Origin of the sequence: Nonomuraea sp. ZG12, from assembly GCF_052068115.1 — a bacterium.
In the GTDB taxonomy this organism is placed as follows: Bacteria; Actinomycetota; Actinomycetes; order Streptosporangiales; family Streptosporangiaceae; genus Nonomuraea.
In genome coordinates this window covers 92,658-106,041 of record NZ_JBQHCW010000006.1, presented here as the reverse complement: position 1 = coordinate 106,041, position 13,384 = coordinate 92,658, and the positions used below count along the sequence as shown (strand labels likewise).

7 protein-coding genes are annotated in these 13,384 nt (G+C 70.9%); all 7 read right to left on the bottom strand.

Annotated features, from left to right (window positions below):
• Positions 1 to 49: 49 nt before the first annotated feature.
• Positions 50 to 652, bottom strand: a complete 603-nt coding sequence (locus ACTMTF_RS19075) for a hypothetical protein (protein ID WP_441111890.1) — start codon at positions 650 to 652, stop codon at positions 50 to 52.
• A complete protein-coding gene (locus tag ACTMTF_RS19070) occupies positions 645 to 1,172 on the bottom strand; it encodes a hypothetical protein (protein WP_441111889.1) in 528 nt (175 codons plus the stop codon). Before ACTMTF_RS19070 ends, ACTMTF_RS19075 begins: the two co-directional genes overlap by 8 nt.
• A gap of 77 nt (positions 1,173 to 1,249) precedes the next feature.
• Positions 1,250 to 11,140 carry a hypothetical protein gene (locus ACTMTF_RS19065; protein ID WP_441111888.1) on the bottom strand — a complete coding sequence of 3,297 codons (9,891 nt, stop codon included), beginning with the start codon at positions 11,138 to 11,140 and terminating at the stop codon, positions 1,250 to 1,252.
• 31 nt (positions 11,141 to 11,171) lie between these two features.
• Positions 11,172 to 11,519, bottom strand: a complete 348-nt coding sequence (locus ACTMTF_RS19060; protein WP_397008282.1) for a hypothetical protein — start codon at positions 11,517 to 11,519, stop codon at positions 11,172 to 11,174.
• Positions 11,516 to 11,917: a YbaB/EbfC family nucleoid-associated protein gene (locus tag ACTMTF_RS19055; RefSeq protein WP_441111887.1), complete on the bottom strand. Its 402-nt coding sequence runs from the start codon at positions 11,915 to 11,917 to the stop codon at positions 11,516 to 11,518. The genes ACTMTF_RS19060 and ACTMTF_RS19055 overlap by 4 nt, the downstream gene beginning before the upstream one ends.
• Positions 11,918 to 12,017: 100 nt before the next feature.
• Entirely contained in the window at positions 12,018 to 12,413 is a 396-nt protein-coding gene (locus ACTMTF_RS19050) for a hypothetical protein (protein WP_441111886.1), read from the bottom strand.
• Positions 12,410 to 13,285, bottom strand: coding sequence for an SseB family protein (locus ACTMTF_RS19045; RefSeq protein ID WP_441111885.1), 876 nt, complete (start codon positions 13,283 to 13,285; stop codon positions 12,410 to 12,412). The genes ACTMTF_RS19050 and ACTMTF_RS19045 overlap by 4 nt, the downstream gene beginning before the upstream one ends.
• Positions 13,286 to 13,384: the final 99 nt, after the last annotated feature.

The window sequence follows — 13,384 nt, the reverse complement described above, 5'->3', positions numbered from 1 at the left end:
CATCGACGAAGTCACCCCGCAGCCTGGAACCCGTGAATTCTGGGTCTGGTTATTCGGCGTGGAGGCGGTAGAAGTCCGTCAGGCTCTGGCGGTAGTAGGCGAGGTCCCGCTCCAGGGCGGCGCGGGTGAAGCGTTGCGGTTCGTCCTCGCGGGCCGATCGGCCCATTTCCGTCCAGAACTCCTCAGCAGGGAGTTCGTCCGCGTCGTCGGGGAGGAACTTCAGGGCTTCGGCCACGGCGTCCGCGGCGAACCGCCAGCCGGCCGCGACGCTCTCGTACTGGGCATCGTCGGAGGAGTCGGCGGCGAAGAGGAAGGCCTCTTCCAGCGCGCGGTTCGCGTAGGTGACGGCGACGAGCGCCCACTGTCCTGGGTCGATCAGCTCGGAGAGGCCCGGGCCGAAGGTGAGGTCCTCGTTCCTGGCCGCGTCTTGCGAGGCATAGGGCACGAGGACGTCGACCTCTCCGAGGCGTACGCGCCAGGCGTCCTCCTCCTCGGAGAGCACCGCCTGCCGGCTCACGCTGACCGGGTCGTCATCGTCAGGGTCATGCGGGGCACGGCTCTGCGTGTCGGGGGTGTGGTTCAGCTCCAGGTAGAGGAAGGCCTCGACCAGGGTGCGGGCGGGTGGGAGCGCTGGGCCCGGGTGGTCAGGCATGGTGGGCCGCCAGCTCCCGGTAGGTGTCTCTGACGATCATCAGGCGGTCGAGCTGGAACCTGCCGGGTTCGGCCGTGCGCATCTCGTGGCCGCGATCTGACCAGAACGCGTCGGCGGGTGTCTCGTCCTGGCCCGGTGGGATGAACTTGATGATCTCCTCGACGGCCGCGGCGGCGACGGCCAGCGCGTGGTGCGCCTCGTCCGGGTCGTGTGCCGGCACGTTGCCGGCGGTCAGGTCGGCCACCCAGAGCCATTCGCCGGCGTCCAGCAGCTGGGAGGGCTCGTCGCCGCCGAAGGTGGGATAGCCCTGGGGCGTCACCGGGTGCTCCGGGAGGCCGAAGAGGTATTCGCGCGGCTCTTCACACTCGCCGCAGGCACCGGCGTACCGGTTGACCAGCTCGCCCTCGACCGTGGTGAGACCGGTGTCCCAGTCCGTCTCCACCGACCCGCACGTCTTGCAGGGGTGCAGGTCCAGGTAGAGGTGCGCTTCATCCCTGGTGCGCGCCACCGCGAAGGCCATCGCTCATCCTCTCGTCCATTCCCCAGTCTCGCAGCCCGGCGGTCCGGCCCGCGCCAGACCGCATCCCTCAGGTTCGATCATGCCCTGGCGGCGGAGTGTTCGGTACGGCGGCCGCAGAGGCAGGGGCCGTCCTCCGGGCACTCCTCGGGCAGGTGCCACCCGGTCCCGTTGGTGAGCAGGCGCAGGAGCTGCCGGTGTTCGTACGTGAGACGCGACTTCGCGTGCTGCAGCTCGGCGGTCAGCTCGCCGGCCAGCTCGGGCGTGAGCAGGTGAACGATGTCCGGTCGTACGGCGAGGTCGAGCAGGGAGGTGACCCGCGCCGGCCGTTGGGTGGGAGTGGCCGTACGGACCTGGCGTACGGCTTCGGCGAGTGCGGCGACCGCCGGGAGGTCCGGCTGGGAGGTGCCGAGGGCGCGGGACACCGCGTCGGCGGCGGCGGCCGCCGCGGCCCGCTCGGTCGCACCGATGGTGGCGTGGGGGGCTATCTGGAAGACCAGGACGCCGTCCACGAGCGCGGGCGGCCCGGCGTGGCCCTGTGGGGACCGTACCTCGACCGGGATGGGCGGATGGCCGGGCACCACCAGGTCGAGGAGGCCGGGGCCGGGGCGGCGGACCTGGGCGCCGGCGAGCAGGGCGCCGCGCTCGATCGCGTGCATCGCGGCCGTCACGGGCAGCTCGGCCGCCGACATCGGCACCGCCGACGAGCCACCGAACGCAGGCGAGCCCGGAGCACCCACGGGTGGGGACGAGCCCGGCGCCGATGGGGTGCCCCAGTTGATCAGGGCTTCGATCCTGTTGCGGGGCTTCGGGGGTGCTACGCGGCCCAGGTCCTGGGGGGAGGCGGGCGGGGTGTGGCCGCGTCGGGTGATGTCGGCCGCGATGGCGTCGATGGCGGCGGCGAGGTAGCGGCGGACGGCCGGGTCGGTGGCCGCTTGCCACTTGCGGGACAGGTGGGCGTGCTCGTTGAAGCGCGGCAGCAGGCAGTTGTCGGTGCCCTCGGTCGCGGCGGACGGCAGTGCGGTCCTGACCATGCCCTGAGGCCGGCCGGCCGTCGCCGCCGCCTGCTCCTGGCCGAGGTGGGTGATCTCGTGCACCATCACCGACGACACCAGGAGCGGAGGCAGGTCTGGGGAAAGGACCATGATGTGCGGGTCGTCCGCAGTGCCCGCGCGCTGATGGGATCGGCCCATCAGGCCCTCGCCGGGATCGGTCAGCAGCACTTTGACGTGCGCGACGGGCATGGTCGGCGACCGCATGAGCAGCGTACGGCGGTCCCCCGCCCAGGCGGCCGTGATTCCGGCACCGCCGAAGTCGGCCGCCGTCAGGTCCTGGCCGAGGACCTCGGCCATGGACAGTTTCGCGGCCTGTTCCGGCCGGCCCGGCACGTCGTACGGCGTGCCGGGCAGAGCCGATGAATTGCTCGCCATGGCTCCGACGGAGACGCCCTGGCCGGCACTTGTGCCCGCGGTCGGGTGCGGTGTTCCCTGGGCGTACGGCCACTCACCCTTCGGCGCCTCGGCGGCGGCGACGTTCCGCGTCCGCAGTTCCTCCAGGACCTGCTGGGTGAAGGTGCCGGGCACCTCGGAGGTCATGAAGATCAGGCGCAGGTCGAGGTCTTCCTCCTCGGCGATGGCCAGCACCTCGGGGGCGAGCGTGCTGAACGCCTCAGCGAACCCGCCGTCGGCGGTTTCGCTGTGTACGGTGCCGTCGGGGAAGGCGCTGAAGCGGTGCACGCCGTCCGGCTCCCAGACCGCCACCGAGGCCGCTTCCCCGCGCTCGCGTGCCTCCAGGCGCGCGTCCGTGAGCCGCTGGATCAGGCCGGTGCGGGTGGAGGTGGTGGTGAACGTGGCGGTCACCGGGCGCGCCGCGCCGAGCCGTACGCCATGTTCCATCCGTTCGCGCAGCTCCGCGAGCTCATCCTCGAACAGGGTGAGGTAGACCTCGCCGGAGGCGGCGTTCCCCCGGAAGAGCGGATCGCCGACGGCTCGCTCCAGACGGCCCGGCCGGCGGGCCATGCGCTGGTAGGTCACGTCGTAGTCCACCCGGAAGCGGACGGTGTAGGTCTTCGCGCTCTTCTCGTTCTTGGTGCGCTCCTTGCGGCTTCCGCCGCTGTCGGACATGCTCTCCGACGCCTGCTCTCCGATTGACATCCCGACGCCGACCCCGGACGCGTTGTCGGCGCCGTTCATGCCCACGGTCAGGGGGCCCAGCCGACCGCGGCTCACGCTGACGCTCCTGTTGTCCGCCCTTCTGTCGATCTCCCCCTTCTCGGCCTGGTACGGACCGCCGACGACCTCGAGGTCGCTCAGGTGGGCCTCGACGGAGACGTTCAGGCCCTGGTCACGGACGCCCGGCACCGCCACCGGAACCATCACGGCGCCGCCCGGGCTGGCCATCCGGTCGAAGCGGGCGAGCAGGGATGAATCGGACAACCGCGCGACCACCTCGGCGCCCTTCTCCGCCATCGTCTTCGGGCCGAGCATCTTGGTCAGCTGCCCGGAGACGACTTCGTACAGCGTGGGCTTGTCCCGATCGAAGAAGAGGGACTCGACGAAGTGGCCGGCGTGCACCTCCGCGCGCCGGGGGTCGTTGACCGAGGAAGGGGTGATGGGCCCGAGGTGGGCGGGCCTGGACATGCCGGCGGGGATCCGGCGCACCAGCGTCGCGCGCAGCTCCGGCTTGTCGGTCGTGGCGTTACGGACAGTCACCTTGCCCGTGCGCGGATGGGGACGCTCCACCTCGATGACCGGGACCATCACCTGCTCGACCTGCTCGATCCCCCGGAACAACGCCACCCGCTGCAGCGTGACGTCCTGCTGGTTGCGGCTGCCGGAGAAGGAGCGGGTACGGTCTGTCCCCACGCTGAGGCCGCTGGCATCGCCGTTGTCCTCGGTGTTGCCGCTCACCCCGACGGCGTAGGAGCCGTTGTAACTCTCCGTCTCGGTCAGGTCGTAGTACACATACCGCTGCTTGATGATTCCGGCATCGCCGGTGCGGCCGATCAGTTTCGCGCGGTCGGGGGCGACGTCCTTCAGGGGGACCAGTCTCACCCTGACGGTGACCTTCTCGGTCTGTCCGGTCTCCTCCGAGGTCAGCACTTTGTAGCTTCTTTCGAGACCGCGACGGCTCCACATGTCGCCGACATGGATGTGGCTACGATCGCCCGCGAAGTCGACGCTCAGCTGCTTGAGGAAGGTCGGGTCGTGGACCGGCGCTTCGGAGTCGTCCTGGGCCACCGCGTCCAGCACCGCGTCCAGCAGGGTGACCTCGTCGCCTTGTTCGTCGGTCAGGACGAACGACTCGACCGTGCTCGTGCCCATCGAGTTCACCAGCGACGGGGCCAGCACGACGTCGCTGGCCCGCTCGTTGAGCTCGGCCGCTCGGCTCAACGCCCGGTTGAGCCGCTCCACGGGCTCCCGCCGGGTGCGGTCAGGCTTGCCGAGATCGGCGATCTGCCGGACGGCGCGGAGCAGGGTCCGTGGGGTGTGCCGGTCGGCGAGACCCACGTCCTGGCCGGCGGCGCGGGCCTTGGCGACCTCCTTGAGGTAGCGCTGGATCAGCGGAGTGGCCAGCATCGTATCGAGGGACAGGCTGCCGTTGGCGAAGCGCTCCACCGCATCGGCCACCAGGTGCAGGGGAAGGGCGAATTCGCCCTGGGCGTACAGCTGTAGGGCGTCGTACTCGGGGATCGACATCAGGCTCATGCCCTGGCTGGTGGTGTGCAGCGTCTCCCCGGCGGGGGTCCGGCCGGCGGCCGTTCCCGGGACCGCGACGCTCTCCGAGCCGGTCAGCTGGAAGTTCACCTTGGCGGTCAGGAAGTAGTGGATGCCCGTCCCGATCGACAGGTCCTCGTTGCCCGCGATGTCGAGCTGCGACCTGGATGCGCCGGTGCCACTGGTGCGGCTGGGCAGGTCGATTTTCCCCCCGTCATTCGTCGTACCACCGTCGTTCACGCCGGCTGCGCCGACGGACGCGCCCGCGGACGTGTTCGAGGAACCGCCCCAGGAGATGCCGGCGCTGGTGAGCCCGAACTTGATCCGCCCGGACACGTAGTGGACCGCGCCGATGACCTCCGCCTCGCCGAAGGCGCCCGTCACGGACAGCGACGACTGCGTGCCCCCCTTCTGGGGCTGGACGCCCAACTCGTCCTGGTACCGCCCCTCCCGCCATTCCCCCGCGTGGGCGACGAGGCTGCGCGAGCTTACGAAGTTCGCCCAGTGGTGGAACGGGGCCTGCTCCCCTTCTTTCAGGTCCTCCTGCTCCCCTTCTTGCGAGTCCTCCCCCGCGGCGTCCTGGTCCTGCTCGCTGCCCATCGTCCGTGGCAGCACCCGCTCCGCGGCGGCCAGCATGTCCGGCGTGTCCATGTGCAGCAGGGTCGCTTGGTTCGCCACCATGTCGGGCAGGCTCCCCACGGACGCGTTCTGCGGATGCTCAGCGGGCAGCAGGTCGGCGGAGAATCCCAGCGTGACCTGCCCGCCGGAGACGGACAGCTCAGTCCGCTCGCCCTGGTGCAGCAGGTCGAAGATCAGCTTGTGCTCGACGTCCATCTTCGCGACGAGTCCGGCGGTCTCTCCGAGCCCGACCACGTTCCCCGTGTTACCGGTGCTGGAGCCGATGGTTTCCGTGCTCCCCACGCCGAGGTTCGCACCGATGTCGTGTTTCTGGCCGTCCTGCCCGGGACCAGGAGAGTCGCCCATGCCGAGCGAAACTCCGGCACTGTACGTCCTGGACCAGCTGGTCGCCTGGCCCCTGGTGTCCGAGCCGATGGGCAGCCCGACCTGCGCCTCCGAGTCGACCACCCTGATGTTGCCGATGGTGTCGAAGTTCTGCTTCAGCTGAATGTGCAGCGTGTAGAGCTCTGGTGCGTGGTTGAGCTGGTGATGTACCAGATCGACGTAGATGCCGTCCTGCGCCACGGTGTCGTAGGCGGCCAGGATGCGCTGTTCGGTCAGCTGCTCGACGACCTCGATCAGGTTGAGGGCCTGGCTGACGGACTCGATATCGTTGCTCGAGTACGTGTGCTTGTTGTTGGCGTAGGTGAGGACCTCGCCGTCGATCTTCGGCACGATGCCGAGCTCGCCGAGTTTCTTCAGGACCTTCTTGGCCGCGTCGTCCAGGTTGGTGATCGACTCGACCATGGCCGGGCCCGCGCCGCGCATCTGCCCTGGGCCGTCGCCGAGCCAGTCCGGCGGCGCGGCCCTACGTCCCTTGGGCCACCTGGGCCCGACGGTGCCACGCAGCCGGGGGACCCCGTCAGGCCCCCTTACTACCTTGCCGAACCTGTACACGAGGGCCTCGCGGCTGACCGGCAGACCCAGCCGGAAGGCCGCCGATTCCAGCATGCTGACCAGGGCGGTGCCGTGGACCGGGGCCAGGGTGACCGGTGGCTTTCCGGTCTTCCGCACGGTGATCGTGTGGACGAGGCGGACTTCGTACCCCTGCCTGTGTCCCGTCTTGCGGAGCACGTTCGGGTAGATCGCCTGTGCGTTGGCGGTCGAGGAATCCGAGCGGGCCACTCCCCTGCCGAGGTTGCCGCGTGGTCCGAACGTCGGCGCGTACTCCCCATCGGAGCCGGGGAGCTCTACGTCCGTCAGGTCCGGGATCGCCGGCCCGACCGAGCCGGTGATCCCTCGCGACCGGGTGTACGACGCGTTGCCGTTCACCGCGGCGAAGTCGACGAGGACCTCTTCCTCCCACACGGCGTCGCTCGCGCCTCCCACCATTTTGCTGCGGGGCACCTCGACGAGCTCGCTCTTGACCTCCACGGTGGCGTCCTGCCGGCCGTTGACGGTGATGACGCCCTGATATCCGGTGTTGACCGCCTGGCGGAGCTTGACCTGCAACTCTTCGGTGATGATCGTGCGCAGCTGGTGGTGGGCGACGCTGCCGATTCTGGCGTACTCGCCGCCCAGCTCCTTCATCGCGGCGTCGAGCGCTTCCTCCAGGCCGGTCATGCCGCTGGGCGTCACGTTGGGCATGGCCGGGTCACGCTTGTCCGCATCGATCGTGATGACGTCCCGGGCAGGCGGGTCGAGGTAGGGATGCGAGACCCACATCCGCTGGCTCGCGCTGTCACCGGGCTCGCCGGAGTCGACCGTGACCGTGCCCTTCCAGCCCTCCTTGTACGAGGTACGGATCTGTACCTTATAAGCGGCCGAGCCGTCGACCACCGATGAACCCGACCGGTTGTCGACGACCGCCCCCATCTGGGCGAAGCTCGCCGCCGCACCGGTCATGGAGGCGCCCCGGCTCACGTTGGGAGAGATCCTGACATTCACCATTTCGAGGATCATGCGCGCCGGATGGTCCTCGGGCAGATGGGCCGCCAGGGCCGCGGTGTTGATGGGGGGCGCCAGGCCGACGCTGCCCGTCTTGGTCGCCCCGACGGTCCTGCCGCCCAGGGCGAACAGGCCCACCATCATCTCCGAGGCCTCGGTCTCGAGGTCGAGCACCTCGACGAGGTCGCCGACGGTGAGCCGGATGCGCAACTCCGCCGCCGACCGGCTGCTGCCGACGCGCAGCACTCCGCCTTCCGGGGAGATGATCCGCTGGAAGTCCTGACGCATGGCTTTCTGGAGTCCGTCAGTGGTGTACCGGTGGTCGATGCCGTTGTCCCGCAGGAGTTCGTTGACGGTGTCGGTGAGCCGGGTCAGGTGGGCGAACCGGCCGGCGGGCATCGCGTCGGACAGGCTGGCCTCGTCCGGCAGCGCCTTCGACAGCAGGTGCAGGAAGAGCTGGTGCTCCACCCGGGCGCGCAGCGCCAGCTGCAGCTGGGTCGCCCCGGGCCGCAGCGCCTCTTCGTAGGACTTCCGCGCTTCCTCCGCCTGGCCGAGCGCGGTCCGGTACGCGTCGGCGATCCGCTCGTGCCGCTTCTGCGTGGCCTGCTGACGCCGCACCTCCTTGCGGGCCGTGCGTGCGCGTTCGTACCTGCCCGCGTCGCGCTGCCTGTAGGCCCTTCGCGCGCCCTTCGAGAACTGCTGTGCCGTGGCGGCCGCCTCTTCGGCTCGCTGCTCGAGGGTGGCGATCTCCTTCCGCAGCCTCTCTTCGGTGCCGGTGAAGGCGTCGACGGCCTCCTCCATCTGCAGCCGGGAGGGGATGCCGTCCGTCAGGGGCGGCGCGTGGGGTGGCCGTTCGGCCTGGGGCGGCGCCCACGGCGGCGACGGCTCCGGGTGACCGCGCAAGGCGATGTCACGTGCCACCCCGTCGATGTCCACCGCGAGCAGGCGCTTCTCGGGGAGAGTCGTCGCCTGCTTCCACTGCTCGCTGAGGAACGCGTGCTCGTTGAGCCGGGCCGGAAGGCACTCGTCCTGGGTCCCCCGTCGCCGCCAGTCGGTCAGCAGCCGGCGCAGCGTCCGCCGCTTCCTGGGCGACGCCTGCCGCTGCAGGGTGTCGGTGATCTCGTGCAGCCAGACCCTGGCCACCTGGTCCGCGGCCATGCCGGGCGCGAAACGAACGACGTGCGCGGTGTCCTCTGTGGTGCCCGCCCGGATATCGGTCTTCGCCATCAGGGTGCGGGCCAGGCGGCCGACCACCGGCCGGAAGTACTGGACGTTGTCGGCGCCGATCTGTACGCGGAGCGTGGAGCCGTCGCTCGACCAGGTCAAGCTCCGCACGTTCTCCTGAAGGAAATCGCCGGCCTTCAGGGTGGTGATTCCGGCCCGGATCTCGTCGGGGGTGAGGGTCGTGCCGGGCGGCCGGCCGCCGGTCACGAACCTGGTGCCCCGCAGCGGGCGCGACGTGACCGTCCCCGGCCTGCTCGTGTCCTGGTCGCCGTCGGGGGCGCTCTGGCCTTTCACCACCCTGCCGACGGCCTGGACCAGCAGCAGTGTCGCTTCCGCGCGCAGTCGTGACAGGTCGGTGACGTTCTCGGCGCTCCGGTTCAGGGTCGCCTGGATGCCGCGCACGGTCGCGGCGGACACGACGAGGTCGCCGCCGTTGCGCGGCACGACCAGGTCTCCGTCCCGGTTGGCGGTCATGTTCGGGAAGCTGGTCCCCAATGCCTCGACGAGTGCGGTGTGCGCCCTGACGGCATGGGGTGGCGCGTTGTCGGCGAGACTTGTCGCGGTCGCCGCGGGCCGCCGCTCGGAGGTGTCCGCGCCAGGGTCGGTGGCAGGGTCACCCTGGACAGGTCCCGGCTCAGCAGCCGCCTGCCCCGCCGCGGACGGCCCCTGATCACCAGCCGTCTGATCACCGGACCGCGAGTCTGCGGACTCCTGGTCAGCGGACTGCGGGTCACTGGACTGCGTGTCCGCAGACTGCGGGTCAGTTGCCTGCGCGTCTGTGGACTGCGCTTCTGCGGACCGCTGATCACCGGATCGCTGGTCTGCGGACTGTACGTCGCCGGACCGCTCGTCGGCGGATGGCTGTGCCAGGTCGGCTGCCTGGGTCTGCTCGGGGGTGGGGCCGTCCGCGGCGGTGGTGCGGGGGGAGCGCTGGGGGTCCGGGGCCGAGTCCGGGGTCGGGGCGGTGGTCGGGGTCCGGTCCTCGTCCCGGTCGCCGGGCGGCGTGGTGGAGTCGTCGGCGGTGGGCGCCTGGCGGGTCGCCGTTCTGCCGCCGGAGGCGTCGCCCGGCTGTCGCGACTGCTGATCGGCCGCGGACGATGCGCGCGTGCCTTGGTCGGCCGTGTCAGGGGCGCCGGGCCCGGACGTACGGGTGGCGGCGGTGGTCCCGGCGCCCTGCGGGGTTGAAGCGCCCGGGGTGGACGTACCCGGGGTGGGGGCGCTCGGGGTGGGGGCGCTCGGGGTGGGGCCGGTGGTCGAAGGTGGACCGCTCGGTGAGGAGCTGTCCGGCGTGGGGCCGCCGGCGGGGGGCGGGCCGGCCGCCGTGCGCGCCGCGTCCGCCTGCGCGGCGGCGTCGTACGCGGAGGCCAGGGCGCTGGTCGGGTGGGTCAGCGCCGACAGGACGTCGGGGTTGAACGGGCTGATGCTGCCGGTCCGGCCGACACCGCCGAGGAACCCGCCGGTCATGGAGTCGGCGGTGAACGGGTTCTGCCACTGGTCATAAACGACACCGTTGGCGACGAAGCTGCCGACGGGCGAGGCGATGGCGTTGTTGAGTCCGGTGCTGAGCGCGCGCCCCGTGAAGCCGGGGACGTGCCGGGTGACGCTGGAGACGGGTCCGGCCAGCCGCATGCCGACGACGGCGCCGGTGCCCGCGCCCACCGCCGCCGCGCTGGTCTTGTTCCAGTCCCACTCCGTGCGGGTGCCCTTGTTCATCTGCAGGTACTGGGAGATGCCGTCGATGGCGCCTTCCTCGCCGATCTCCTCGACGAGTTCCCTGCCGATGGGGCTGGCGATCAGCCTGGTGAGGGCGGCGGGGCCGGTGGGGCCGGTCATGGCGGCCACCCTGGTCAGATGACTGGCCACGGCGGGCCGCCCGCCCGCTGCCGCGAGTCTGGCGAGCAGACGGCTGATGGCCGCGCGGCCCGCCGCCGCGTACGGGCCGATGAGCGGGGTGGCCGAGCCCGCGGTGAAGAAGGCGACGTAGAGGGCGATCGCGATGGCGATGACCGTGATCCAGAAGGCCACGTTGATGGAGATCTTGGAGTACTGCGTCTCGACCGCGAAGTTGCTCACCTGGGAGGAGTAACTGCCGGCGTTCCCCCGGACACCCGCCAAGCCCGATTCGTGGCCGTACAGGAGTCTTGCTCTGGTGATGAAGTTCGCCGTGGCGGGCGCCGACATGCCGGCCGCGATGGTGCGGGCGGCGGTGCCCGCGGGCGCGTCGTAGCCGGCGACACCCTTCGCCAGGTTCTCGTACGCCTGCGCGAGCGCGGACAGCCCGCTCTCGCTGGCGGCGGGCCACTTCTGGCCGGCCGACAGCATCGGGATCAGCCAGTTGACCACCCACTCGGGCAGCGCCTCGGTCTCCCAGACGGGGAGCGTGTCCCGGTCGATGCGCACGACGGCCTGCTCGGTCGGCTGGCCGCCCGAGCCTTGGGTGTCGATCGTGCCGCCGCCGGTCGTCACTGGGGCTTCCGTTCAGAGCCCGTCGATCGCCTCAAGCCTGGAACGTCCGTCCCGTCGCTGCCCAGTCCTGGGCATTGGCGGTGTGCGCGCCGACGACGTTGTCCACGGAGGCGCGCATCCCGTCACCGAGCTCGGCGATGTCCTTGGCAAGCCGCTTGCACTGGCTGACCATGTTCGTCGGCCCACCGTCGCCCAGGTGGGCGGCCCGGAACGCCTGCCCTTCGGCCTGATCGCCCCAGGGCGCGGCCTCCAGACAGCGCAGGACTTCGGCGGTCAGCTGGGGGCAGTCCTGTTCCAGGTCGCCGGCCATGGTGGCCCATTGCGAGATGCCCTGGTCGGCCACCGACTTGATGAGCACCGACTCGTTCCAGGGGTTCATCCCTCGTCTCCCTTCTCACCGGCGAGCAGGTCGAAGACCTCGTCGATGTCGCCGTCCAGGTGCGCCCTGAGCTGGTCCTGGGGGATCAGCGGTGCGAAGAGCTCGATGATCCGCTCACGGACGCGCTCCCCCGCCCGGCCGGCGGTCTCCACGATGGAGTCGGCCAGGTGCCGGGAGTCGGGGCGGCGGAAGATGCGCGGGTCGAGGTCGAGCCGGACGAGCTCGCCCCGTGAGCCGACGGTCACCGAGACCAGGCCGTCATACGACTTCTCGGTCACCTGCAGTGCCTTGGCCCGCGCGTGGAGCTCCGCGCCTTCGTCCCGTAGCCGCGTGAACGTCGCGCGCAGCTCCTCCGCGTAAGCCTGCATCCCCGCGACCGACTGACTAGCTGAGTCCATGACACCCCCCGACAAACCCCTGCGCACACCCGCCACACGGGACGCTATGCGCCATTTGGGTAAGTTTCTGCCACATGAACATCATGTAACAAGAGGCGGTCTAGGAAAAGCCCTCCACGAGCACTGCGTGTTCCCGTATTTCGCCGGCCTCGGCGCGCGGCACCCAGCGGCGGTGGACGCCGCGCTCGATCCGGTCGAGGCCCAGCTCCGCCGCGGTCAGCACGGACCCGCCGGTGTACTCCAGCAGCAGCTCACCGTCGCGCTCGGCATGCACCTGGAACGGCTCACCACGCCACCGGCAGACCGTGACCACGAAGTGAATCGCCTCGCACTCCCGCGCGGGCACCGGGCGTACGTGGCAGCCGGGTTCCACCTCCTCGAACCCCTCGCGCGGCTCGGCGCTGCGCAGCCGGATCCACAGCTCCAGCGCGTGCGGCTCGGGGCTGGCCACATAGTCGGTCCCCTGCCAGCGGGCCCGGTAGAAGTGCCAGGTCATCGCGCCCGGCCCTGGATCAGCAGCCAGCGCCGCAGGTCACCGTGGTAGATCGCGCGCCGGTGCTCGGTCCCCGCCAGGGTGAGCTCCCAGATCTCGGCGCCGTGCGGCAGCCCGACGCCGTGGATCCGGTATTCGCGGATGACCTGGTCGACGTTGGGCACCAGGCCCATGCCGACGAACGGCGGCTCCTCGACCACCCAGCCCGCCACCGCGTCCCGGCCCTCCTCGGAGATCCCGCCGTACGGGGTGCGGTAGAGGTCCAGCCCCACCGGGCGCCAGCGCAGCAGGTTCAGTGAGCCGTCGCCGGTGATCATCTCGGGCCGGCCCAGCGCCTCGGCCAGCACGACGGGCGTGGCGATGTGCGCGACGTCGAGCGCGTGGTGGCAGTAGCCGGAGACCCTCGGCTCGCCTCCGGCCAGCAGGTCGTGGACGTCGGCGGGGCTCAGCGGCTTCTGCACGACCGGCACCCCCGACTCCGGGTCGAGGAGGAGATCCTGGGCGAGGGTGGGCACGGCCAGCCGGGCCACCGTGCCGGGCTCCAGCATGAAGCCGACCGGCAGGCCGGGATTGATCGCCAGCCCCCACCTCGGGTCCGGCCAGCCCGCCGCCAGCTCCACCAGGGAGGTCACCCGGCAGTGCGCCGCCACGCCGCCGCTCGCCACGCGCATCGCCTCGACCGAGGTGTACGCGAGCATCCAGGTCCGATCCGGCCCCTCGGCGGTCGCCCACGCGACCGGCTCGTCGCCCGCGGCGGCGGCCGCCGTGATCGGCAACGCGAAGTCCGCGTCGCGCAGCAGGCTCAGGCACAGAGCGCTCTGACCTGCCTCATGAGCCGCCCACAGCCGCTCCTCGAAGTCGCCCCCTGGTCGCACGGCCTCACGTTAATCCACGAGCACGGGCGGATGGGGTGCGAAACAGGAGGGAGAACTGGGATATTTGGGGCGAGGTGCCCACAGGACGCCTGACGCGAT

Excerpts from the sequence above, each read along its gene's own strand:
- ACTMTF_RS19050 (WP_441111886.1), bottom strand. The coding sequence starts at position 12,413 with ATGACCTGGCACTTCTACCGGGCCCGCTGGCAGGGGACCGACTATGTG.
- ACTMTF_RS19060 (WP_397008282.1), bottom strand. The coding sequence starts at position 11,519 with ATGAACCCCTGGAACGAGTCGGTGCTCATCAAGTCGGTGGCCGACCAG.
- ACTMTF_RS19070 (WP_441111889.1), bottom strand. The coding sequence starts at position 1,172 with ATGGCCTTCGCGGTGGCGCGCACCAGGGATGAAGCGCACCTCTACCTG.
- ACTMTF_RS19055 (WP_441111887.1), bottom strand. The coding sequence starts at position 11,917 with ATGGACTCAGCTAGTCAGTCGGTCGCGGGGATGCAGGCTTACGCGGAG.
- ACTMTF_RS19075 (WP_441111890.1), bottom strand. The coding sequence starts at position 652 with ATGCCTGACCACCCGGGCCCAGCGCTCCCACCCGCCCGCACCCTGGTC.